21 protein-coding genes and 1 tRNA gene are annotated in these 23,279 nt (G+C 62.8%); 13 read left to right on the top strand and 9 right to left on the bottom strand.

Going from position 1 to position 23,279, the window contains the following annotated elements:
• The first annotated feature begins 9 nt into the window (after nt 1-9).
• Nucleotides 10-86 (top strand) — tRNA-Pro (locus K7H91_RS06980).
• 47 nt (nt 87-133) lie between these two features.
• Here K7H91_RS06980 and K7H91_RS06975 read toward each other — a convergent pair.
• Together K7H91_RS06975 and K7H91_RS06970 are read right to left on the bottom strand one after the other, a co-directional pair.
• Nucleotides 134-790, bottom strand: coding sequence for a ribonuclease HII (locus K7H91_RS06975; protein WP_230719477.1), 657 nt, complete (start codon nt 788-790; stop codon nt 134-136).
• Nucleotides 791-918: 128 nt separating this feature from the next.
• Nucleotides 919-2,055: a PA0069 family radical SAM protein gene (locus K7H91_RS06970; protein ID WP_330165993.1), complete on the bottom strand. Its 1,137-nt coding sequence runs from the start codon at nt 2,053-2,055 to the stop codon at nt 919-921.
• A 158-nt stretch (nt 2,056-2,213) separates the two neighbouring features.
• On the opposite strand from K7H91_RS06970, the gene K7H91_RS06965 reads away from it, so the two are divergent.
• Nucleotides 2,214-2,732 carry a glycosyl transferase gene (locus tag K7H91_RS06965; RefSeq protein ID WP_230719476.1) on the top strand — a complete coding sequence of 173 codons (519 nt, stop codon included), beginning with the start codon at nt 2,214-2,216 and terminating at the stop codon, nt 2,730-2,732.
• Nucleotides 2,733-2,757: 25 nt separating this feature from the next.
• Here K7H91_RS06965 and moaB read toward each other — a convergent pair whose 3' ends face one another.
• The 4 genes from moaB to K7H91_RS06945 are packed head-to-tail and all read right to left on the bottom strand — an operon-like array spanning nt 2,758 to nt 7,047.
• Entirely contained in the window at nt 2,758-3,291 is a 534-nt protein-coding gene (moaB, locus tag K7H91_RS06960) for a molybdenum cofactor biosynthesis protein B (RefSeq protein ID WP_230719475.1), read from the bottom strand.
• Nucleotides 3,288-4,193, bottom strand: a complete 906-nt coding sequence (locus K7H91_RS06955; RefSeq protein WP_230719474.1) for a 4-(cytidine 5'-diphospho)-2-C-methyl-D-erythritol kinase — start codon at nt 4,191-4,193, stop codon at nt 3,288-3,290. The genes moaB and K7H91_RS06955 overlap by 4 nt, the downstream gene beginning before the upstream one ends.
• Nucleotides 4,190-5,977, bottom strand: coding sequence for a tetratricopeptide repeat protein (locus K7H91_RS06950; protein ID WP_230719473.1), 1,788 nt, complete (start codon nt 5,975-5,977; stop codon nt 4,190-4,192). The genes K7H91_RS06955 and K7H91_RS06950 overlap by 4 nt, the downstream gene beginning before the upstream one ends.
• Nucleotides 5,978-6,030: 53 nt before the next feature.
• Nucleotides 6,031-7,047, bottom strand: coding sequence for a polyprenyl synthetase family protein (locus K7H91_RS06945; protein WP_419197448.1), 1,017 nt, complete (start codon nt 7,045-7,047; stop codon nt 6,031-6,033).
• Nucleotides 7,048-7,149: 102 nt separating this feature from the next.
• Here K7H91_RS06945 and K7H91_RS06940 point away from each other — a divergent pair, with 102 nt between their 5' ends.
• From K7H91_RS06940 to K7H91_RS06900, 9 genes are all read left to right on the top strand, one after another.
• Nucleotides 7,150-7,380: a DUF2007 domain-containing protein gene (locus K7H91_RS06940; RefSeq protein ID WP_018062632.1), complete on the top strand. Its 231-nt coding sequence runs from the start codon at nt 7,150-7,152 to the stop codon at nt 7,378-7,380.
• Entirely contained in the window at nt 7,377-8,183 is an 807-nt protein-coding gene (locus K7H91_RS06935; RefSeq protein ID WP_230719471.1) for a tRNA1(Val) (adenine(37)-N6)-methyltransferase, read from the top strand. Before K7H91_RS06940 ends, K7H91_RS06935 begins: the two co-directional genes overlap by 4 nt.
• An 87-nt stretch (nt 8,184-8,270) precedes the next feature.
• Nucleotides 8,271-9,137, top strand: a complete 867-nt coding sequence (locus tag K7H91_RS06930; RefSeq protein ID WP_230719470.1) for a S49 family peptidase — start codon at nt 8,271-8,273, stop codon at nt 9,135-9,137.
• A gap of 18 nt (nt 9,138-9,155) precedes the next feature.
• Entirely contained in the window at nt 9,156-9,344 is a 189-nt protein-coding gene (locus tag K7H91_RS06925; RefSeq protein ID WP_230719469.1) for a hypothetical protein, read from the top strand.
• Between the two features lie 382 nt (nt 9,345-9,726).
• Nucleotides 9,727-11,214, top strand: a complete 1,488-nt coding sequence (putP, locus tag K7H91_RS06920; protein WP_230719468.1) for a sodium/proline symporter PutP — start codon at nt 9,727-9,729, stop codon at nt 11,212-11,214.
• Nucleotides 11,215-11,318: 104 nt separating this feature from the next.
• Nucleotides 11,319-12,269, top strand: a complete 951-nt coding sequence (locus K7H91_RS06915) for a glycine--tRNA ligase subunit alpha (RefSeq protein ID WP_018062627.1) — start codon at nt 11,319-11,321, stop codon at nt 12,267-12,269.
• Nucleotides 12,270-12,319: 50 nt separating this feature from the next.
• Nucleotides 12,320-12,880, top strand: coding sequence for a LemA family protein (locus K7H91_RS06910; RefSeq protein WP_230719467.1), 561 nt, complete (start codon nt 12,320-12,322; stop codon nt 12,878-12,880).
• A gap of 43 nt (nt 12,881-12,923) precedes the next feature.
• The gene (aroA, locus tag K7H91_RS06905) at nt 12,924-14,171 is read left to right on the top strand and encodes a 3-phosphoshikimate 1-carboxyvinyltransferase (protein ID WP_230719466.1); all 1,248 of its coding nucleotides are present in this window, start codon (nt 12,924-12,926) and stop codon (nt 14,169-14,171) included.
• 377 nt (nt 14,172-14,548) lie between these two features.
• Nucleotides 14,549-16,459 (top strand): DUF2207 domain-containing protein, encoded by a 1,911-nt coding sequence (locus tag K7H91_RS06900; RefSeq protein WP_230719465.1) that lies wholly within the window; start codon nt 14,549-14,551, stop codon nt 16,457-16,459.
• A 5-nt stretch (nt 16,460-16,464) separates the two neighbouring features.
• Here K7H91_RS06900 and K7H91_RS06895 read toward each other — a convergent pair whose 3' ends face one another.
• On the bottom strand, nt 16,465-17,037 hold the full coding sequence (locus K7H91_RS06895) for a hypothetical protein (protein ID WP_230719464.1): 573 nt from the start codon (nt 17,035-17,037) through the stop codon (nt 16,465-16,467).
• Between the two features lie 169 nt (nt 17,038-17,206).
• On the opposite strand from K7H91_RS06895, the gene glyS reads away from it, so the two are divergent.
• Both glyS and K7H91_RS06885 read left to right on the top strand, forming a co-directional pair.
• Nucleotides 17,207-19,729: a glycine--tRNA ligase subunit beta gene (gene glyS, locus K7H91_RS06890; protein WP_230719463.1), complete on the top strand. Its 2,523-nt coding sequence runs from the start codon at nt 17,207-17,209 to the stop codon at nt 19,727-19,729.
• 461 nt (nt 19,730-20,190) lie between these two features.
• Complete coding sequence (locus K7H91_RS06885; RefSeq protein ID WP_230719462.1) at nt 20,191-20,751, top strand: DUF6101 family protein; 561 nt, start codon at nt 20,191-20,193, stop codon at nt 20,749-20,751.
• A 14-nt stretch (nt 20,752-20,765) separates the two neighbouring features.
• Here the strand turns inward: K7H91_RS06885 and ubiA are convergent, their stop codons facing one another.
• Both ubiA and K7H91_RS06875 read right to left on the bottom strand, forming a co-directional pair.
• A complete protein-coding gene (gene ubiA / locus K7H91_RS06880; protein ID WP_230719461.1) occupies nt 20,766-21,719 on the bottom strand; it encodes a 4-hydroxybenzoate octaprenyltransferase in 954 nt (317 codons plus the stop codon).
• Between the two features lie 24 nt (nt 21,720-21,743).
• Nucleotides 21,744-23,006, bottom strand: coding sequence for an SAM-dependent methyltransferase (locus tag K7H91_RS06875; RefSeq protein ID WP_230719460.1), 1,263 nt, complete (start codon nt 23,004-23,006; stop codon nt 21,744-21,746).
• Nucleotides 23,007-23,279 lie beyond the last annotated feature (273 nt).

The following is a 23,279-nucleotide window of genomic DNA, read 5'->3' as shown; positions in this document are numbered from 1 at the left end:
CGCTGGTCACGGAGTGTAGCGCAGCCTGGTAGCGCACCTCGTTCGGGACGAGGGGGTCGCAAGTTCGAATCTTGCCACTCCGACCATCGCAATTTCCCGAAAAAAATCCTGAAAAATTTGCGCCTCGGGGCTGTTATTCGACTTGCCGCAGAGGGCGGAAGCTCATGCGGTGAAGCGGGCAGGGCCCGGTGTCGATGATCGCCGCGCGATGGACCGCTGTGCCATAGCCGACATGGCCGTCAAACCCGTAGGCGGGATAGATGGTCGCGGCCTGCGCCATCATCCGGTCACGGGTGACCTTGGCGATGATCGAGGCGGCGGCGATCGACAGCGAGCGGGCATCGCCCTTGATCACGGCTTCGGCGCGGCACGGGATTCCGGGCGGCTGATCGCGACCATCGGCAAGCACCATCGCCGGCGGCAGCGCAAGGCCGAGCACGGCGCGGCGCATCGCATCGAGCGAGGCTCTGAGGATGTTGACCCGGTCGATCCGGCCGGGACTGCTGGAGGCGACCGATACCAGCGCCTTATCGAAGATCGCCTCGAACAGCGCCTCGCGGGCCTTGGCCGTGAGCTTCTTGGAATCGTTCAGGCCTTCGGGAATATTGTCCGGATCCAGGATCACGGCCGCTGCCACCACCGGACCGGCAAGCGGGCCTCTGCCCGCCTCGTCGCAGCCGGCCACGGGCCAAAGCCCGCGCAAACGCGCAGCACTTTCCAGCGAAAAATCAGGCACTGCCGGCGGCAGATCGAAAAGGGCAGGAGAATCGGAAGGGAGCGCGGATGACATGACGTCATTTCACACCGCCTTCCGATCTCCCGCAAGTCCCCTTCGGAGCAATTCGAAGAATCGCTCATGTGCGGCAGTGAAGGGGACCTCTTCGGCCGGGTCCAAGGGCTTTCCCGGCCGGAAAGGGATCAGAACAGGTTGAGCTGCGCGCCGCCGCCATCGGGCGGGGTGAACAGGTCTTCCCTCAGCGCCGTGCTGCGGCGGGTGAGCTTCAGCCGTTTGACGGCCATTTCGAATCGTCGGGCGATCTGCCAGGCATAGGGGCCGCTGCCCTTCATCCGCTTGCCGAATTCTGCGTCATAATCCTTTCCGCCGCGCATCGAGCGGATCAGGCTCATCACATGGCGGTAGCGGTCCGGATGGTTCTCCAGCAGCCAGTCCTTGAACAGCGGCGCGACTTCGAGCGGCAGGCGCAGCAGGATATAGCTCGCCTCGGTCGCGCCTGCGGCAGCGCCGCTGTCGAGAATGCGTTCCAGCTCGTGATCGGTCAGCACCGGAATGATCGGCGCCACCGAAATGCCGACGGGTATGCCGGCGCCGGCAAGCGCGCGGATCGTCTCCAGCCGGCGTGGGGGCGTGGCGGCGCGCGGCTCCATGCTGCGAGAAAGCTTGCGGTCGAGCGTGGTCACCGACATCGAAACCTTGACCAGATGCTTTTCCGCCATCTGCGACAGGATATCGATATCGCGCAGGATCAGCGCGGATTTGGTGGTGATGGAAACCGGGTGGTTGGCATCGGCAAGCACTTCCAGCACCTGGCGCATGATCCGCCATTCCTTTTCCACCGGCTGATAGGGATCGGTATTGGTGCCGATCGCGATGGTCTTGGCATGGTAGCCGGGTTTGGAAAGCTCGCGGGCAAGCTGGCGCGGCGCATCGGGCTTCGCAAACAGCCGGGTTTCGAAATCAAGCCCGGCGGACAGTCCCATGAAGCCGTGGGTTGGTCGCGCGAAGCAGTAGATGCAGCCATGTTCGCAGCCGCGATAGGGATTTATCGAGCGTTCGAACGGCACGTCCGGCGAGGTGTTGCGGGTGATGATCGACTTCACCTTTTCGACCTGCACCTCGGTGGCAAAGGCCGGCAGATCCTCCTCCAGATGCCAGCCGTCGTCAAAGCGCTCGCGGCTTATCGGCTCGAACCGGCCGGACGGGTTGGCGGTCGCCGCGCGGCCGCGCCGGCGGCCATGATCGACCGGGTCGAAATGACGGGCCGGGGGCGGCGTGAAGTCGGCGATGTCCACATCGAATGCGTCTTCCATGATCATCTCCCGTCTGTTTTGCCGGAGGGTCTTCATGCCCTTTGGCAACACCTGACAGGAAATATAGGTTAACTTTTAGAACAAAGCAAGAACATACGGCGCGGCTTTCGTTCACATGGGCGTTCGCCCTTGGCAAGAGCCGTGCAAATTGCCTAGATAGCAGCATGTTAAGCGTTCTGATCGAAAGCAGAAATCAGGAGGCCGAGCTTGCGCACACGCTCTCGGCTCTGGTCGCGGGCGCCGTCGAGGGGCTTGTCAGCGATGTCATCGTTCTCGAACACGGCGCCGGCGAGGGCGTCGAGCGCGTGGCCGATGCCGCCGGCTGCCGGTTCATGCGGAGCTGGGACCTGCCCGAGGTCATCCGCCAGTCGCGCGGCGACTGGGTGCTCGTTTTGGAGCCGGGCGCGCGGCCACTTTCCGGCTGGGTGGAAACGGTATCGGAGCATATCGCGCTGGAAAACAGTCCCGCGCGGTTCTCGCGTTCGAAAAGGCACCGGCGCTCGCTCTGGCAACGGCTTTTTGCGAAACGCTGCCCGTTGGAAGTCGGCGTGCTTCTGCCCAAATCCATGGCCCTGGAAAAGGCCAGTGCAGGTGGTGATTCGCCATTCCTGCTCGCCCGCCGGCAGATGACGCGGCGACTTTCCTGCGAGATCATCCCGGCCTGGGCGATGATTCGAACCTGAACCGAGTCAGGCGTAATGCAGGCGTTTACGTGTTCCGCTTCAGGTGCTCGTCCAACCGGGGCATGATTTCCACGAAATTGCAGGGCATGTGGCGATAGTCGAACTGCTGGGCGATGATCCCGTCCCAGCCATCCTTGCAGGCGCCGGGTGAGCCCGGCAGCACGAAGACGAAGGTTTTTCCGACGAGCCCCGCGGTTGCGCGCGACTGGACCGTCGAGGTGCCGATCTTCTCGAATGAAATCCGGTGGAAGACCGCGGAAAAGCCGTCCATCCGCTTGTCGAACAGCGGCTCGATCGCCTCCGGCGTCACATCGCGGCCGGTAAAGCCGGTTCCGCCGGTGGTCACCACCACGTCGATCCCGTCATCCGCGCACCAGACTTTCACCGTTTCGGCGATGGCAGCCCTGTCGTCGCCGACGATGCGGCGATCGGCCAGAGCATGACCCGCGGTTTCGATCCGCGTGGCCAGCGTATCGCCGGAGCGGTCGTCGGCAAGCGTCCGGCTGTCGGAAACAGTGAGCACGGCAAAGCGCACGGGAATGAAGGGGCGGTCGCTCATGCTGCATCTCCTGAAGAAATTGTGGTCGTGGCAACGACGAACCAGTCGGGATAGGCGGCCGCAAGGTTGCGCGCCGCAGTCTCGGCGCTCGCAAGATCGGGGTAGAGCCCGAAACAGGTCGCGCCCGAGCCCGACATGCGCACGAGTTCGGCCCCGGTCGCAGCCAGCGCATCGGTAACGGCGTGGATCACCGGGGCGATCCGGCTTGCGGGAAATTGCAGATCGTTGCGCGCGCCCTTGATGAGAGCAAGCCAGTCCTCGGCCCGTTGCGGCATATCGCCGTCCAGAATTGGCGAATTGTCGCGATGTTCGAGCGCTTTGAAAACCTCGGGCGTCGCGACTTGGTGCAATGGGTTGGCGAGCACGAGGAAGAGCCTCGGAAACACGATTGCCGGCGTTATCGCATCGCCGATCCCGCGCGCAAACAACGGTATTCCGGCAAGGCACATCGGCACGTCGGCGCCAAGCGAAAGAGCGAGCGGCGCGGGGATTTCGCCAGGCAGGCGCCAGAGCCTTGCAAGGCCGCGCAAGGTCGCAGCAGCATCCGCCGAGCCGCCGCCGATGCCGGATGCGGGCGGCAATTGCTTTTCCAGGTGGATATGCACAGGCGTCGCCGAAAGCCCTTCCGCCTCGGCATATTCCCGCAGCAGGTTGCGGGCCTTCAGCACCAGATTGCCGCGGTCCGGGTCATCGCCGCGCGGCACGGCGTCGGCAAAGCGGCCGGAAAGTGTGAACCGGTCGGCGTCTGCCGCCATAAAGGTGAGCCGGTCGCCGAATGCGGCGAAAGTCACCAGCGTGTCGAGCAGGTGATAGCCATCGCCGCGCCGGCCGGTGACATGAAGCGCAAGGTTGATCTTGGCGCGGGCGTCGACCGTCAAAGCCGCGCCGTCAGCCGTGGTCACGGCGTCTTGACGGCGTCTCCGTCTCCCTCAGCCTTGGCAAGCGGCGTCTCGTCGTCTTCAAGCGTCAGCCCGTTGGCGATCTTGTCGTTGAGCTCCGGCACCAGATCCTCCGGCGGATCGTCGGAAAGCGCCTTCTTCCACTGGTAGATCGCCTCGAGCTTGCGTCCCACCTGCCAATAGGCATCGCCGAGGTGGGCGTTGATCGTCGGGTCGCCGGTATCGAGCACCACCGCGCGCTCAAGCTCGCGCACCGCGTCTTGATAGCGCCCGAGCCGGAAATAGGCCCAGCCGAGCGAATCAACGATATAGCCGTCATCGGGGCGCTGATCGACGGCCTGCTGGATCAGGTCGAGACCTTCCTCCAGATTGATGCCCTGATCGATCCAGGAATAACCGAGATAGTTCAGCACCTGCGGCTGGTTGGGATAGAGCTCCAGCGCCCGCTTGAAATCGGGCTCGGCCTTGTCCCACTCCTTCAGCCGCTCATAGGCAATGCCCCGGCGGTAGAAAATGCCCCAGTCCTCCGCCGACGCGACCGGACCGATGCGCTTAACCGCCTGGTCCAGCAGATCGGCCATCGCCTGGAAATCCTTTTGCTCCGAATAGACGCCCGACAGCGCCAGATAGGCGCGGCGGTCATCCGGCGCTTCTTCGATCAGCGCGGTCAGGTGGTCGCGCGCCTCGTCAAAACGATCGAGGCCGGCGAGCGCAAGCCCCTGCTGCAGTTCGGCGAGGCGATATTGCGGGGCATCCTCGGGAATGCGCGAGAAATAGCTAAGCGCGCGCTCCGGCTCGTCATTGGCGGCGGCAACCACGCCGCGCAGGTAAAACACGTCGGAATCATTCGGTGTCAGCGCCTCGGCAAGCGCCAAATAGAGCGTAACGATGTCATCGCTGCCGCCCTGGTTGAGCGCCGCCGCTACTTCGAACAGGGCGCCGCTGGCGCCTTCGGCCGCGGTTTCCGGCAGCGACTGGATCGGGTCGCCGGCCTCGATGCGTTCGCGCACCGGGTTGAGCACGGCCGGGTTCAGGCCGTATGTCTCCGCTGTCGAGACCGTATCGAGCGCCTTGCGGGTATTGCCGGCTTCGGCTTCGATCGCCGAGAGCGCGATGACGGTCTTCAGCATCGTGTCGGGCGAGGTCGCCGAGCCCTGGCGGTCGAGCAGGGCATCGTTGAAATAGCTGCGCGCCTTGGCGGTATCGCCGGAAGCGGCCGCAATCGCGCCGGCATTGTAATTGGTGAAGAGGTCGTACCAGGGCGGGCCGGAAAGCGCGTCGACCGTCTTCAGCGCTTCGTCCGTCTTGCCCTCCCCATAAAGCGCCCAGGCTTGAAGCAGGCCGGAAACCAGGTCGTTGAGCGGCGCGCCGCCATAGGCTTCGAAACGGGGAATCGCTTCCGCGAAGCGTCCGTCCTGAAGGGCTGCGAGCCCGAGCGCCAGCTCGCGCACCGGCACGAGTTGCGGTTCGTCGGATGTCTTGTCCGCCTGCGCCTCGGCGGCCTTCAGATCGCCGTTGAAGATCAGGGTGACGAACAGCTGATTGTTGGTGCCGCTGTCATAAGGTTCGTGCTGCAGCGCCCGCCGGAAATAGGCGATCGCCCGTTCCAGGTCATTGTCCACGGCCGCGGTCTGGCCGGCCAGCAGCGCGCCTGCAAAGCTCAACGCGCCCTGGGCATCATAGGCCGGGTCGTTCACCGTCGCGTCCTTGGCGCCCGCCGTCATCGGCAAGGCCAGCGCGGCGGCAAAAAGCATGGTTTTCAGGCGACGTTTCTTCAGGCTGGTCATCCGCTCCCTTTCATTGACGGTCCGGCATTGGCAGTCCGGGCGGTGCCGGTCGATCAGTTGATCCGCGCGATGCAGAAGTCGATCACTTCCTCAAGGGCGTGACGGCCGTCGGAACGCGGCAGACCGGACAGTGCCGCGCGCGCCGCCTCGCCATAAGATAGGGCACGATCAACGGAATCGGCGAGCGCTGCGTGTTTTTCGAGGAGGAATCGGGCTTTTTCGAGGGCGGCATCGTCGTTCTCGCCGCCTTCGATGGCATTGCGCCAGAACGCTTTTTCGTCGTCATTGCCACGCTGATAGGCGAGGATGATCGGCAGCGTCACCTTCCCTTCGCGGAAATCGTCGCCGACATTCTTGCCGAGATCGGCGCTGTCGCCGCCATAATCGAGCACATCATCGACGAGCTGGAAGGCGATGCCGAGCGCCATGCCGTAATCCCGCAAGGCCTTGCGGTCGGCATCGGACGCCCCGGCGATGATCGGGCCGACTTCGGCGGCGGCGGCGAACAGCTCGGCCGTCTTTCCGCGGATGACGGCGATATAATCGTCCTCGGTGGTTTCCATCTTCTTGGAAACGGAAAGCTGCAACACTTCGCCCTCGGCGATCACGGCGGCGGCATCGGAGAGCACCGAGAGGGCCTCCATGGAGCCGGTTTCCACCATCATCCGGAATGCCTGGCCGAGCAGAAAATCGCCGACCAGAACGCTTGCCTGGTTGCCCCAGATCATCCGGGCGCTGGACTTGCCGCGCCGCAGATCGCTCTCGTCCACGACATCGTCGTGCAGCAGCGTGGCGGTATGCATGAATTCGACGCTGGTTGCCAGCCGGATATGATGCTCGCCGCGATAGCCGAACAGAGCGGCGGTCGCGAGCGTCAGCATCGGCCGCAGCCGTTTGCCGCCGGATGAAATCAGGTGATTGGCGACTTCCGGAATCATTTCGACATCAGAGCCCGCCTTCGACAGGATCAGCGCGTTGACGCGCTCCATGTCGGAACGGGTCAGGTCCACGATGGGCTTGACCGAGCCGGATGTTTTGTTCTCTTTAACCAGTGGTGCGACGGAACCCAAGTGAGCTCGCTCCTTTTCATGCATTCATGCCGACAATAGGGAGCGGCATAAGCAGCGACAAGGGGCAATGTGCTCCTTTCACGCGAATTTCAGGAGTGAAGAATGGCCCTTGTCAATCTGTTGAGGACCAATGACGCCGTGGTGCTGGGCCTTGTCGAAAGCCTCATGAAAGAAGCCGGAATCCACTATTTCGTGGCGGATCGCTCGATGAGCGTGATGGAGGGTTCGCTCGGCCTTCTGCCGCGCCGGCTGATGGTGGAAGAAAGTGCGAAGGCGGAGGCCCGCGCCTTGTTGATCGATGCCGGGCTCGGCAAGGAACTGGAGCCGGAATGACGGCCGAGGCTTCCACCGTCGATGCGTTCCATCGCGGGCGGTTCCATCTCGTGCAACCCAAAGGAAGGGGGCACCGCGCCGGCATGGATGCGATGCTGCTCGCCGCGATGGTCGAACCGAAGGCCGCGAGGGGCGGGCGGGGGCTGCGTGTCGCCGATCTCGGGGCCGGGGCGGGGGCGGCGGGATTTGCCGTTGCCGCCCGCATTCCCGAGGCCGAGGTCTCGCTGTTCGAGCTTTCGCCGGAGATGGCGGAATTTGCCCGCCGCTCGCTGGCGCTTGCGGAAAACGCCGCGTTCCAAGCCCGCATGAAGGTCTTCGAGGCCGATGTCGCGCTCACCGGCGTGCGTCGCAATGCCGCGGGCCTTGCGGACGACGCCTTCGATCACGTCATCATGAATCCGCCCTTCAACGCGGCCGGCGACCGAAAGACGCCGGACCGGCTGAAGCAGGTCGCCCATGCGATGGAGGAGGGGCTGTTCGAAGCCTGGATCCGCACCGCCGGCGCGATCCTGAAGCCCGGCGGCCAGCTCTCCCTGATCGCCCGCCCGCAATCGCTCGCCGACATCATCGCCGCCTGCGGCATGCGCTTCGGCGGGATCGAGATCACGCCGGTGCATGCCCGCGCCGGCGAGGATGCCTTCCGCATCCTGACAAGCGCCATCAAGGGCTCGCGCGCGCGGCTGGCGCTCCGCCCGCCAATCATCATGCATGACGTTGACGGTCACGCCTTCCTGCCCGAGGTCGATGATCTAAACAATGGCCGGGCCTGCTATCCGCGCCGTCAAACCGGCAAAACGGGCTGATCAAGGCGTTATTCGTCTGTCCGGCCTTGTCTTCGGCGGGATTGCGCATACATGCGGTCAATCGAACTGAAACGCGCAGAGGACGCCATGAAAAACCTGGTCGCCGGTCTTGTTCCCAAGAGGTTCCGCAAGGACAAGACGATCATCCCCGTCGTCCGGCTTGCCGGCACGATCATGGCCAGCGGCTCGCCCGGGCGGCGCAATCTGAACCTTGCCTCGGCGGCGCCTGCGCTTGAAAAGGCGTTTTCGATGAAACAGGCGCCCTGCGTCGCGATCTCGCTCAACTCGCCCGGCGGTTCGCCGGTGCAGTCGCGGCTGATCTATCAGCGCATCCGGGCGCTTGCCGAGGAGAAGCAGAAGAAAGTGCTGATCTTCGTGGAGGATGTCGCGGCATCCGGCGGTTACATGATCGCGCTGGCGGGCGACGAGATTCTCGTCGATCCGACATCGATCGTCGGCTCGATCGGCGTCGTCTCCGGCGGTTTCGGCTTCACCGAGATGATCGGCAAGATCGGCGTCGAGCGCCGGGTCTACACCTCCGGCGAGAACAAGGTGATGCTCGACCCCTTCCAGCCCGAGAAGGAAAAGGACGTCGAGTTTCTGAAGGGCTTGCAGAACGAAATTCATCAGGTCTTCATCCAGATGGTGAAGGACAGGCGCGGCGCGAAGCTTGCCGATGATCCGGAGCTGTTTTCCGGCCTGTTCTGGAGCGGCAATGGCGGCGTCGAGCGTGGTCTGGTCGATGGTATCGGCGATATGCGCGCCACGCTGAAAAGCCGCTATGGCGACAAGGTTGAACTGAAACTCGTGACCGGGCCGACCAATTTCCTCGGGCGCAAGCTGCCGGGTGTCGTTGCCGGCGGGTTCAACGGTGCGGAAATTGCCGCAGGCTTCGCATCGGGGCTTGCCGAGACCGCCGAAGAGCGGGCATTATGGGGCCGTTACGGTCTGTAGACGACGGAGGAGCGTGAAATGGGACGACTGATGTTTCTGGCAGCCATCGCCGGTGGCGGCTACATGCTCTACCGCAAATTCGTCAGCGACGCCGAGGCGCTTTCCGCCCGCGGCGAGCAGAAACGCGCCGAACAGAAAAGCGGCGCCACCGGCACGCTGGTGCAGGACCCGGTGACCGGCGAATATCGGGTCAAGAACGCCGATTAACCTCTCGTCAGCCAACGAAATCAGGCTTGATCTTTTGCGTTTCTGAGCGTTCAATGGCGACCGGAACGAGTTCCTTTGTGACGTCCTCGGATGATCACGTGCCCGCACTTCATGTGCTAGGGAGCCGTTCCACCCTCGCGCTTCTCCCCTCCGTTTGCTCCGTTGAAAAGTTGACGTTTTGCAATCCGCTTGCTCCGGCTTTCTTCCCGGTGCTACAGTTTCTCCCTGAACGGTAACCGGGGATTCGCGCTGAAGATGCGACGCCGTTCAGCCGGAGTAGGGCTGTGCGCCGTTTCAAGGCCTGCTCCTCGCCACAGGGAAGACGCGGCGGCTACGGGCTTTCGCGATTTCCTTTAGGGGAAACCAAGCGAAGGAGAGGGCCATGAGTCTTGGTATCACGATCAGCCTGACGGCGTATTTTCTGCTGATGATCGGCATCGGCATTTACGCCTGGCGGAAATCCACATCGAATTCCGAAGAATACTTGCTCGGCGGGCGACAGCTTTCGCCGGGCGTTGCGGCCCTTTCGGCGGGCGCTTCCGACATGAGCGGATGGCTGCTGATGGGGCTTCCGGGCGCGCTGTTCGTGTCCGGGCTTACCCAGAGCTGGATCGGCATCGGCCTCGTTGTCGGCGCGTTCTTCAACTGGATCATCGTCGCGCCGCGGCTGCGCGAACAGACCGAGCGCTATGACAACAGCCTCACCATCCCGGAATTCCTGTCCAAGCGCTTTCCAAGCAAGGCGCTGTCGCTGAGAAGCATTTCGGCGATCGTGATCGTGATCTTCTTCTCGGTCTACACCGCCTCGGGGCTGGTAGCGGGCGGCAAGCTGTTCGACACCGCCTTTCCCGATCTGATCCATATCGGCGGCATGAGCGCCTATCAGACCGGCATCTATCTCACCCTCGGCATCGTGCTGATCTACACCATGGTCGGCGGCTTCCTTGCGGTCAGCCTCACCGACTTCATCCAGGGCTGCATCATGATGCTGGCGCTGGTGATCATGCCGATCGTGGTCCTCATCAAGGCCGGCGGCTTCGGCGTCTCCGAGGCGCGGATGATGAGCGTCGATCCGAACTTCCTGTCGATGTTCCACGGCCTGACCGTGATCGGCTTCCTGTCGGCTGTCGCCTGGGGGCTCGGTTATTTCGGCCAGCCGCACATCATCGTGCGCTTCATGGCCGTGCGTTCGGTCAAGGATGTTCCGGCCGCGCGCAATATCGGCATGGCGTGGATGATCATCTCGCTCGCGGGCGCGGTCGGCGTCGGCATTTTCGGGCGTTCCTATACCGTCGGCAACGATATCAACGTACCCGATCCGGAAACGATCTTTATCATTCTCGCCAATCAGCTCTTCATTCCGCTGATCACCGGCTTCCTGCTGGCCGCGCTGCTGGCGGCGGTGATGAGCACGATTTCGAGCCAGCTTCTGGTGGCATCGTCGTCGCTGACTGAGGATTTCTATCGGCTGTTCCTGCGTCGCCGTGCCAGCGAACGGGAAATCGTCAATGTCGGCCGGTTGTTCGTGTTGGCGGTGGCGATCGTCGCTGCCCTCATCGCCCACAATCCCGATTCTGAAGTGCTTGGTCTCGTCTCCCACGCCTGGGCCGGCTTCGGCGCGGCCTTCGGCCCGCTGATCATCCTGTCGCTGACATGGCGCGGCATGTCGGGCGCGGGCGCGGTGGCTGGCCTTGTGGCGGGTGCTGCGACCGTCATCCTCTGGATTTCCCTTGGTCTCGACCAGAGCTTCATGGGCGGCCCCGGCATCTACGAAATCATCCCGGGCTTCATCGTCGCCTGGCTTGCGATCTGGCTGGTCAGCCTGGCAACGCCCACCAAGGATGAGTTCCGTCCGCTCGCGGCGGAATAGGCATCAACCGGGTGGCCGGGCTTAAGCGCGGCCACCCGACCCTTGACCCTTCTCTGCTTTAGTGGCACTCACCGCTCATCCAAGAATGACGGAAGCCTTCTGCCATGTCCGAAGCGACGATACCGCCCCACATGCACCCGACCCGCTCCTTTCAGGGGCTGATTCTTACGTTGCAGGCCTATTGGGCCGACAAGGGTTGCGCCATCCTGCAGCCCTACGACATGGAAGTGGGCGCCGGTACGCTGCATCCCTCGACCACCCTCAGGGCACTCGGGCCGAAGCGCTGGAACGTTGCCTATGTCCAGCCATCGCGCCGCCCGGCCGATGGCCGCTATGGCGAAAACCCCAACCGGCTGCAGCACTATTACCAGTACCAGGTGCTGCTGAAGCCGTCGCCGCCGGATCTGCAGGAGCTCTATCTCGGCTCGCTGAAGGCGATCGGGCTTGATCCGCTGCTGCATGATGTGCGCTTCGTCGAAGACGACTGGGAAAACCCGACGACGGGCTCCTGGGGTCTCGGCTGGGAATGCTGGTGCGATGGCATGGAAGTCTCGCAGTTCACCTATTTTCAGCAGGTCTGCGGCATCGAATGCGCGCCGGTCGCCGGCGAACTGACCTATGGGCTCGAGCGCATCGCCATGTATGTGCAGGGCGTCGACAGCGTTTACGATCTCAATTTCAACGGCCGCGAGGGCGACGAGAAGGTCACCTATGGCGACGTCTTCCTGCAGACCGAGCAGGAATATTCGCGCCACAATTTCGAATATGCCAACACCGAGATGCTGCACCGGCATTTCCTCGACGCGGAAGCCGAATGCAAGGCGCTGCTGGCAGCCGGCAACCCCGGCGAATCTGGCATGCTGCACAAGTGCGTGTTCCCGGCCTATGACCAGTGCATCAAGGCCTCGCACATCTTCAACCTGCTCGATGCCCGCGGCGTGATTTCCGTGACCGAGCGGCAGAGCTATATCCTGCGCGTGCGCACACTGGCCAAAGCCTGCGGCGAGGCCTATCTTCTGACCGATGCCGGGGGCTTTGAAGCCCGGGCCGCCTGAAGGCGGCCATTCGACCGGCGATTGAGAGACCGGAGCGGGAAGGAATACGCATGATTACCCTGATCGTTGTCATCGTCATCATCGGAGCCCTGATCGGCTTCGTCGTCTCGCTCTACAACGCCCTCGTGCGCGCCCGCCAGACGGCGGAGGAGGCCTGGTCCGGCATCGACGTGCAGTTGAAGCGCCGCGCCGATCTGATCCCCAATCTGGTGGAAACCGTGAAGGGCTATGCCAGCCACGAGCGCGGCACGCTGGAAGAGGTGGTCGAGAAGCGCAACAAGGCCCAGAGCGTTGCCACCAATGATGTGGCCGGCCGCGCCCAGGCGGAAGGCGAACTCAGCCAGGCGCTCGGCCGGCTGTTCGCGCTTTCGGAAGCCTATCCGGACCTCAAGGCTAACCAGAATTTCGCCGATCTTCAGGCCTCGCTCGAAAAGACCGAAAGCGAAATCCAGATGGCGCGGCGCTATTACAACGGCGCGGCCCGCGATCTGAACATCAAGGTCGAGAGCTTCCCGAGCAATATAATCGCCGGACAGTTCGGTTTCCAGAAGCGCGACTATTTCGAGATCGAGGAACCCGGCGACCGCGCCGTGCCCAACGTCTCGTTCTGACCGTTCGCCGCCGCAACAGGCGGCCTGATGAAAGTGCCCTCGCATGGACAAGCTCACCATCATTCCGCCCGGCCGCGCGCTTTCGGGCCATGTCAGCCCGCCCGGATCGAAATCGATCACCAACCGGGCGCTGCTGCTCGCCGGGCTTGCGAAGGGCAAGAGCCGGCTCACCGGCGCGCTGAAAAGCGCCGATACCAAACATATGGCGAATGCGCTCAGGGCGATGGGCGTCAAGGTCGAGGAACCGGATGAGACGAGCTTCGTCGTCACTGGCAGTGGCCGGCTCGAAGCGCCCTCCGGCCCGCTGTTTCTCGGCAATGCGGGCACGGCGACGCGGTTCCTGACGGCCGCGGCGGCGAGCGTCGACGGCACGGTGATCATCGATGGCGACGAGCATATGCGCAAACGCCCGATCGGCCCGCTGGTCAAAGCCCTGCAACGGCTCGGCATCAAGGCCGAGGCCCCGACCGGCTGCCCGCCGGTGACGATCACCGGAAATGGCCGTTTCGGTTCCGGTCGCATCGAGATCGACGCCGGGCTTTCCAGCCAGTATGTCTCCGCCCTGCTGATGGCAGCGCCCCTTGCACCCGCCCCGGTCACCATCGCGCTGACCGGCACGGAGATCGGCGCGCGCGGCTATATCCGGCTGACGCTCGACGCCATGGCCGCCTTTGGCGCGACGGCCGCACAGATTGATGACGCGACCTGGGAAGTGCAGCCCGGCCACTATCAGGCGACCGATTTCCACATAGAACCCGACGCTTCCGCCGCTACCTATCTCTGGGCCGCCGAGCTTCTGACGGGCGGGAAGATCGATATCGGCACGCGCGCGGAAAGCTTCACCCAGCCGGATGCGAAATCTTACGCGGTGATGGCCGCTTTCCCGCACATGCCGGCCGAGATCGACGGCAGCCAGATGCAGGACGCCGTGCCGACGCTCGCCGTGCTCGCCGCCTTCAACGAAACGCCCGTGCGCTTCACCGGCATCGAGAACCTGCGCGTCAAGGAATGCGACCGCACCCGCGCGCTGTCGCTCGGCCTCAACGCCATTCGCGAGGGGCTTGCGGAGGAAGATGGCGACGACCTGATCGTCCATGCCGATCCGGGCCTTGCCGGCCAGCGCCTGCCCGCCGAGATCGATACCTTCGCCGATCACCGGATTGCCATGAGCTTCGCGCTTGCGGGCCTGAAGATATCCGGCATCACCATTCTGGACCCGCTCTGCGTCGGCAAGACCTATCCCGGTTATTGGGATGCGTTGGCGTCACTGGGCGTTGAATACGAAACCTGAGGAGAAGCATGATGGCGACAGCAAACCGGACAGTGTCAGATTTGCGGACGCTCGCCATGCGGTGGTGTTCGGCGGCTAAGTCGGCCTTTGCAGTCACGCTCCCATCAATCTCCTCCCTTGAGGGGAGGTGTGCGGGTGGCTTTGCCGCAGAGCCCCCCAGTCTTCTCGCCCCGGAGGGGAGAGATGTCGCGACAGCGACAGTGAGGGGGGAGACCCTCCTCACGAAAGCCCTCACGAAACTGAAAAGCTGCTTCACCCTCACTGCCCCTTTCGGGGCATCTCTCCCGCAAGCGGGAGAGAATATTGGGTGCAAGCCTCAAGACCGAGCACGACCGACTTGCCTCAAGGGGGGAGATCGGCGGGCGCGTGGCATCGCCGTGCTTCTCGCCACGCTCCTCCTCGCCGCCGCTCCGGTCCACGCCGCCGAGGTCATCAACAGCTTCACCTCCGACGTCACCGTCGAAAAATCCGGGGTCTACGACGTCACCGAGACCATTGCCGTCCATGCCGAGGGTGACCAGATCAAACGCGGGATCTTCCGCGACTTTCCGCTGCGCTTCGAGACGGATGACGGTCGCACCGGCGATGTGACTTTCGACCTCAAATCCGTCACGCTCGACGGTGCGCCTGTTGATCACCACACCGAAAGCATCACCAACGGCATCCGCATCTATATCGGCTCCGCCGACACGGTTCTGCCGCCCGGCAACCACACCTATCAGCTCACCTACGAGACCGACCGGCAGGTTCGCTATTTCGACGACCACGACGAAATCTACTGGAACGCCACCGGCAATTTCTGGGCCTTCCCGATCGAGCAGGCGACCGCGACGATCACGCTGCCGGAGGGTGTGACGCCGACGCGGACCACCTTCTACACCGGCGCCTACGGCTCGCGCGAACAGAACGCTCGAGAGACGACAAACGGCAATGTGGTGACCTTCGAGACTACGGCCCCACTCGGCCCCAAGGAGGGGCTTTCGGTCGTTGTCGCCGTGCCGAAGGGCGCGATCGACGCGCCGACGAGCAGCGAAAGCGCGTCGTGGTTCCTGAGCGATTACCGCAATTATTTCATCGGCTTCGGCGGCTTGCTGCTGGTCTTCGTCTATTACCTCCTGTCGTGGCGCAAGGTCGGCCGCGATCCGCCGGCCGGCGTCGTCGTGCCGCGCTGGGAACCGCCGGAGGGCCTGTCGCCGGCGCTTGTCGCCTATGTCCAGAACCAGGGTTTCGGCGCAAGCCGGTTCGACGCGATCGCGGCGACCGCGATCGACCTTGCCGTCAAGGGCTTCCTGATCATCGACGAGCCGAAGAAGGGCATGACGCTGAAGCGGACATCGAAGCCCTACGATCCGGCTTTGCCGGCGGGACAGAAGGCCTTGCTGAAATCGGTCGATGATGCCGGCGGCGTGTTCATCGTCGACAAGGCGCACGGCACCAAGGTGTCGTCGATGGCCAGCGCCTTCACCTCTGCGATCACCAGCGAACATCGCGGCGAGTTCTTCGTCCGCAATATCGGTTACACGGTCGGCGGCGTTGCGCTTTCGGTGGCTTCACTGCTGGCGCTGCTGATCTTCGGTTACATTTCGAATGCCGTGATCCCGGTCTTGTTCTTCTCGGTGTTCATTTCGGTCTTCGTCGCCGTGTTCGCGACGATGATCGCCAAGGCCTTCCGCAGGCGGGGGCGCAGCTTCTCCTCGGCGATCGGCGCGCTGGTCGGTGCGGGGGTACTCGGCTTCTTCCTGCTGCATGCGGCCGGCGGCATGGCGGTGACGCTGCTCAGTGACCGTATCGATGCAGAAGACTGGGCCGTGATCGTCGCCGTCGGCGGCATCGTGCTCACCAATCTCGTGTTCTTCTTTATCATGGGCGCGCCAACCCCGACCGGCCGCAAGAAGATGGACGAGATCGCCGGGCTGAAACAGTATCTGACACTCGCGGAAGCCAACCGCATGAATATGGCCGGCGCGCCGAAAATGTCGCCGCAGCATTTCGAGACGCTGCTGCCCTATGCCGTGGCGCTCGGCGTCGAGAAGCCGTGGTCGCGGGCCTTCGACAAATGGCTTGTGGCCGCCGTCGCGGCCGGCACGGCCAGCTATTATTCCCCCTACTGGTATGCCGGCGATTTCCGCCACCAGAACCTCTCCGACCAGATCGGCAGCTTCTCGTCCTCGATGGCTTCTACCATGTCGTCGTCGATGCCGACGCAGAATACCTCGTCCTCCGGCTTTTCGGGTGGCGGCGGGTTTTCCGGCGGCGGCGGCGGTGGCGGCGGTGGTGGCGGCTGGTAGGCCGGTCAGTCTGTTATGCGGGTGAAGAGGATGCCGGACGGCTGTTCGGGGTAGCCGGCAGCGCTGTCCCAGATGAGAGGCAGGCGCGCGAACTCGATGCCGTTCCGGTTTTCCCAGACGCTGTCCTTAAGTTCCGTGCCGAGTTCGGGAAAGGTGTAGGGCGCGCAGGTTTTGCCCGCCGCATCGCGCGGCACGCCGGTTTGCCAGCCTGTGAGCCCACAGCCTGCGGACTCCGCATTGGCGTTGTAATAGGTGGTCACGTCATCGGAGAGCAGGGTGTAGAGAAATGGGCCCGTTTCCTGCGTGAATTCTATGCGATCGCCGTTTGACCGGGTCTCGGTAATGACGCCGCGATAGTCGGCGCGCACCGTCGGGACATCGCAATCATTGTGCGCATAGGTCTGCGCGCTGGCCGAAATCACGTCGCCCTCGATTGATACCTCCGCGATCAGCCCGTGGCGGCCGCCCTTGCCGATCTCAAGGCATTCGGTGCGAAAATTGCCCTGGGGCATAAGCGGCTCGGCGTAAGCGGCATTGCTTGCCAGAATGACAAGCGGCAAAAGCGACAAGGTGTGCACGTCCGGTTCTCCTGTGTGTGTCGGCGCGAAATGATCCGGGCCAATATGGGCGCAAACAAGGTTCTTCTCCGGCCAAATCCCGAAAATCGGTATTGCCGGATGACTTTTTTCACGGAGCTTGCTAACACCGCCACACCCAAGTTCCTGACAATGATAGAAGCCCTTTCCGATGCCTGACCTTTTGCTTGAACTTCGCTCAGAGGAAATCCCTGCCAGCATGCAGCGCCGGGCGGCGGGCGAGCTGAAAAAGCGCGTCACCGATGCGCTGGTGGACGCGGGTCTGACCTATGAGGGCGCGCGCGACTATTTCACGCCGCGCCGGCTGACGCTGGACATTCACGGGCTGACGGCGCGCTCCGCCGATGTGCGCGAGGAGCGGAAGGGTCCGCGCGTCGGCGCGCCGGAAAAGGCGCTCGAAGGTTTTCTGCGCGGCGCGGGGCTTTCCGATATTTCCGAGGCGAAGATCCAGTCGGACCCGAAGAAGGGCGACTTCTATGTCGCGATCATCGAAAAGCCGGGTCGTGACGCCGAGGAGATCATCCGCGACGTGATGCCCGGCATCATCCGCAATTTTCCCTGGCCGAAATCGATGCGCTGGGGTGCGGCCTCGGCAGAGCCCGGAAGCCTGCGCTGGGTGCGCCCGCTGCAGTCGATCGTGTGCACCTTCGGCACCGAGATCGAGGAGACCAAGGTCATCGATTTCGAGATCGACGGCATTGTCGCTTCCAACGTCACCTATGGCCATCGCTTCCATGCGCCGGAACCTTTCACCGTCAAGCGTTTTTCCGATTACGCCGCCGGGCTGGAAAAGGCCTGCGTGGTGCTCGATGCCGAGCGCCGCAAGGACATCATCCGCGATGACGCCGCCAATCTCGCCTTTGCCAACGGCCTCGACGTGGTCGAGGACGAGGGCCTGCTGGAGGAGGTCGCGGGGCTGGTCGAATATCCGCAGGTGCTGCTCGGCGAATTCGAGGAGGCCTTCCTCGAAATTCCGGACGAGATCATCCGGCTGACGATCAAGACCAACCAGAAATGCTTCGTGGTCAGGAAGCATGGCGAGAACAGCCTCACCAACAAGTTCATCCTGGTCGCGAACATCGCCGCCACCGACGGCGGCAAGGAAATCCGACACGGCAACGGCAAGGTCGTGCGCGCGCGCCTCTCCGATGCGCTGCATTTCTGGCATATCGACCAGCGCGACCTGCCGGACCTCGCCACGCTCAAGGCATCGGCCGAGAAATTCGGCCTCGACCTGAACAAGCCGCTCGACCAGCGCATGGCCAAGCTCGATGCGCTGAACGTCACCTTCCATGCCAAGCTCGGCAGCCAGGGCGACCGCGTCGCCCGCATCCGGGCGCTTGCCGCGAAGCTTAGCACCATCGTCGGCGCCGATCCGGCAGAGGTCGACCGCGCGGTGGTGTTGGCCAAGGCCGATCTCAGAACCGAAGCCGTCGGCGAATTCCCCGAGCTTCAGGGCGCGATGGGCCGCAAATATGCGATCCTGCAGGGCGAGAGCGAGGATGTCGCAGCGGCCATCGAGGAACACTACAAGCCCCTCGGCCCCTCCGACGTCGTGCCGCGCAACAAGGTCTCGCTGACGGTGGCGCTCGCCGACAAGCTGGACACGCTCACCGGCTTCTGGTCGATCGACGAAAAGCCCACCGGCTCCGGCGACCCCTATGCGCTGCGCCGCGCGGCGCTGGGCGTGATCCGCATTATTCTGGAGCGCGGCGTCCGTCTTCCGCTGAGTGACTTATTCTGGTTTGCTCTTTGTGTATTGCTTGTTTCTCAATTCAAGCCAACACAGGGCTTTCGATCTCTTTTATCTCGTTTTGATGCTCAATACGAAACAGGGCCCAGTCCCAGTTGGAATGATGAGCCATATTGGTCGATGATGAATAGCGACCAAATGTTCAGTGGCCGCGAAGAGGAAATTGTAAACAACCAAATTGGCAATCCGGATCTCGGCGGCGCGCCCGACGATTTGCAGGAAGAACAGGCAAGGGTAGAAATCTTCTCATTGCTAGAGCGCCGCTTGGAAGAACTCGACGCTCTAGAAGTCGAACTCCTTTTCGATGATCTTGATAACCCTGACGCACCTAGAGGCTTTGAAGCCTACGCAAATTCGGCTCGGCAACTTCTCTGGCTTGAAACCCATTTCGGAAGAATCTCCGCGGACCTCCTCTCCTTCTTCCACGACCGCTTCAAGGTCTATCTGCGCGACATGGGCGCGCGGCACGACCTGATCGACGCGGTGCTGGGGCCTGATGCCGACGACCTCGAAGTCGTCGCCCGCCGGGTCGAGGCGCTGACGAAATTCCTCGATTCCGAAGACGGCAAGAACCTGTTGGCGGGCGAGAAGCGGGCAGGGCAGCTTCTGGCTGCGGAAGAAAAGAAGAAGACGCGAGTTGCCGACACGGTCGATCCGGCCCTGTTCGAACTCGATGCCGAAAAGGCACTCCACGCTGCCATTCTGGAAGCCGAGGACAAGGCGAAGGCCGCTTCCGACAGGGAAGACTATTTTGCCGCCATGGAGGCGCTCTCGGTGCTGCGCGCGCCGGTGGACCGGTTCTTCGAGGATGTGCTGGTCAATGCCGAGGACGAGGCCGTGCGCGCCAACCGCCTGGCGCTGCTGGCCATGATCCGCGAGGCCACCGGCACGGTGGCGGATTTCTCGAAGATTTCGGGTTGAGGGCGCCGGGGCGCTGCGTCCGTCAGGCCTCACCTTTCGGCCACGCCTCGGATACCCTGAAAACGTCCGCGGCCATCAATCTCCCCCCTTGAGGGGGAGATGTCGCGAACGCGACAGAGAGGGGTAATGGGCATAAGCTGCTTGCTCCGAACTTGCCGAAATGTTTCACCCCTCTCTGCCCCTGTCGGGGCATCTCTCCCTCAAGGGGAGAGATTGTTTTGGTGGGCTCTGCGACTTTTGTCAGAACCGCCCGCCCTCGCGGTTAACGCCCCGTCACCACGCCGTTCACGCTCTCTCAACCCTTCGAAATCGGATTTTGATAACCATTGATGCGCGTTGGAATTTCTTAACCGTGCTTGTTAAGGCGGCTGGTAACAACCTCGCCTATGATCGCCCTCAGACGAACGGAAAAGTTCGCGAATGTGCGCCGGATACCGGGGACAGAAATCAAGGGTGACGAGATGACGAATACGCAAGTTTTGAGGGGGCGGGATGATACGGTTCTGAGAATCGACCCCGCATATTTTCCGCAGAAATTTTCCTACACGGCCAAGGGCACCGATGCCCGCATCGCCGTCAAGCTCGATACCCGCGGCGCGGTGGTCAGGCGCAACCTGCCGTCGAGCAACCTGCCGTTCTCGATCGCGCTGCCGGGCCGGGCCTTCAAGGGCGTTGCCGCCCGTGCGGTGGCCCATGTCGATGGCGCGATCACGGTGACGCTGGAACTGCATCACGCCGATCCGGAACTGTGCATTCCGCTGCTGGTCGCCCATGATCTCGAGGCGATCGTGGCCGACTGGCAGGAATGGGCGCTGCTCTATGATATCCCGATGCTGATGGTCGAAGCCGATGGCGCGGCCCGCGCGGTCGATTTCCAGCCGCATCGCGTGACTGCCGCCAATGATGAGGCCGGCCCGCGCCGCCGCAAGGCGACCCGTCCGATCCCGCGACTGACAGTGCGGATGGAAGACGGCAAGCTCGGCGTTGCACTCAAGCTCGCAGGTCGCGCGGTCGCGGCCTGAAGACCAACCCGGATTCAACCAAGGAAGATCGAAACCACCAGTCCGACGAAGATCACGATGCCGACATGGTGGTTGGATTTGAACAGCCGCAGGCACTGATCGCCGTCATCGATATTCAGCACCACGATCTGGCGTAGGAGCATCCCGCCCGCGATGACGAGACCGGCGAAGGCTGGCCAGCCAAGCCCGGCCACCCGGAAAGCAATCGCCATCAGCGCCAGCATCACGCCGTAAAAGCCGATCAGCCAGGGCTTGGTATTGTCGCCGAACAGACGCGCTGTGGAGCGCACGCCGATAAGGGCATCATCTTCCTTGTCCTGATGGGCGTAGATCGTGTCATAGCCGATGGTCCAGAGAACCGCTGCGACATAGACGAGCAGCGCCGGCCCCGACAGCGCGCCGAACACCGCCGCCCATCCCACCAGCGCCCCCCAGGAGAAGGCGAGCCCCAGCACGAATTGCGGCCAGTCGGTGAAGCGCTTGGCAAAGGGGTAGATCGCGACGATCGCGAGCGAGGAGATCGCCAGCACGATCGTGAAGAGGTTGAAGCAGAGCAGCACCGCAAGCCCGGTGAGCGCCTGCAGCAGGATGAAAATCTTCGCCTTGCGGCGGGTCACCCGGCCGGAGGGCAGGGGACGCGAACGGGTTCTCGCCACCTGATTGTCGATATCGTGATCGACCAGATCATTATAGGTGCAGCCCGCGCCGCGCATGGCCACCGCGCCAATCCAGAACAGCAGACAATGGGCGATAAACTGGCCGGGCCGAAAGGCGCCGGCATCCGCCGTCACGCCGGCGGCCATCGCTGCCGACCAAAGGCACGGCCACAACAAGAGCTGCCAGCCGATCGGCCGGTCCCAGCGGGCGAGCTGGGCATAGGGCCACAGCGAAGGCGGCAACAGCCGGTAGACGAAATTATCCGACGGCGCGTCGACTACGCGGCCGTTATCCTCAAAAATATTGCTCATCTGCCTGCCCTGAACAAAGCCGGATCAGGAAAACGCGACCGGCTCCAGCGGCGCCCGGTTCGCTTCCGCGGCTTTCAGTTTGTCTTCCGCCTCGAACATATAGCGGCGGTTATTGGGCGTGGCAAACTGGCTCTTTGAAAGCTGCATCTGGAAGATGAACATCTTGTCCCACTCGAACGCCATTTCCGAGCCGGCGAGATAGAATTCCCACATGCGGAAGAACTGCTCGTCATAGAGCTTGATTGCCTCTTCCTTGCGCGCAACGAAGCGCTCGCGCCAAGCTCTCAGCGTATAGGCATAGTGCATCTGCAGGATTTCGATGTCGCGCACCAGCAGGCCGGATTTTTCGACCGCCGGCAAGACTTCCGCGAGCGAGGGGATGTAGCCGCCCGGGAAGATGTACTTTTCGATGAACGGGTTGTTGAAGCCGTGAGCCGCGACATCACGTCCGATCGAATGCAGCACCATCACCCCGTCATCATCCAGAAGCTCGAAACACTTTTCGAAGAAGTTCTGGTAGCGACCGATGCCGACATGTTCGAACATGCCAACGGACACGATCCGGTCGAAGGGCTTGGCCTTCATGGTGCGATAGTCCTGCAGCTCGAAGCGCACCTTGTCCGAAAGTCCGCGCTTTGCCGCGCGATCGGCGGAAATCGCAAGCTGCTCGTGCGACAGCGTGATGCCGGTCATGTCCACGCCCGCCATCTCGGCGAGATACATGCTGAGCCCGCCCCAGCCGGATCCGATTTCGAGAACGCGCTGGCCCTCGTTCAGTCTCAGTTTGGCGGCAATATGGCGCTTCTTGGCAAGCTGCGCCTCGTCGAGCGAGATATCCGGCGGATCGAAATAGGCGCAGGAATATTGCCAATCCTCATCCAGAAACAGGCTGAACAGCGGCGGCGTCAGGTCGTAATGATGCGAGACGTTTTTGCGGTTCCTGTTGATCGGCAGCCGCGTCTGCAACTGGGCAAGACCGGTGCGCCAGAACAGCCTGGCCGCCATCAGCGGCGAGAACACGATAGCGAGCGTATTGCGGCGCACCAGCGACAGGAAGTCGTAGATATTGCCTTCTTCCATCTGGAAGCGGCCCTGCATGTACATCTCGCCAAGCGCGAGCGCCGGGTCTCTGGCGATCAGCTTTTCCGCTTCGCTGTCGGTAAACCGGACGGCAATCGGGTCGCCAGTGCCATCCCCGAATGTTGTGATCGTCCCCGTTGCGTCTTTGACCCTTAATGTCCCGGTATTGATGATCTTTTCGATCAGGTTGAATAGCTGTGAAGCCATCGCAATCCCCCGAATGCCTGCTTATGTCATATATTATTTCACGCACATTATTCATTCTGTCGCAAGAAACAAGGGCGGGGGAAACGCGGCAATGCAATGGTAAATTGGACGGTTGACACGCCCATCTGCGGGAAATCAGCTTTGTTTCACCCTGGGCTTGCAACGGCGAAGGGATCAATTCCGATAGCACGCCGAATCGCGAAGCGGCGCTTTGGTCCTTGAGATTTTCCGCGCATGCGCGCGATCGCCTGCCGGCAGATCGCGGGCGGGTCA

The organism is Martelella mediterranea (genome assembly GCF_021021415.1).
Classification (GTDB): Bacteria; Pseudomonadota; Alphaproteobacteria; order Rhizobiales; family Rhizobiaceae; genus Martelella; species Martelella mediterranea_C.
Note: the sequence above shows the minus strand (reverse complement) of the source record. Positions and strands in the feature narration are given on the sequence as shown.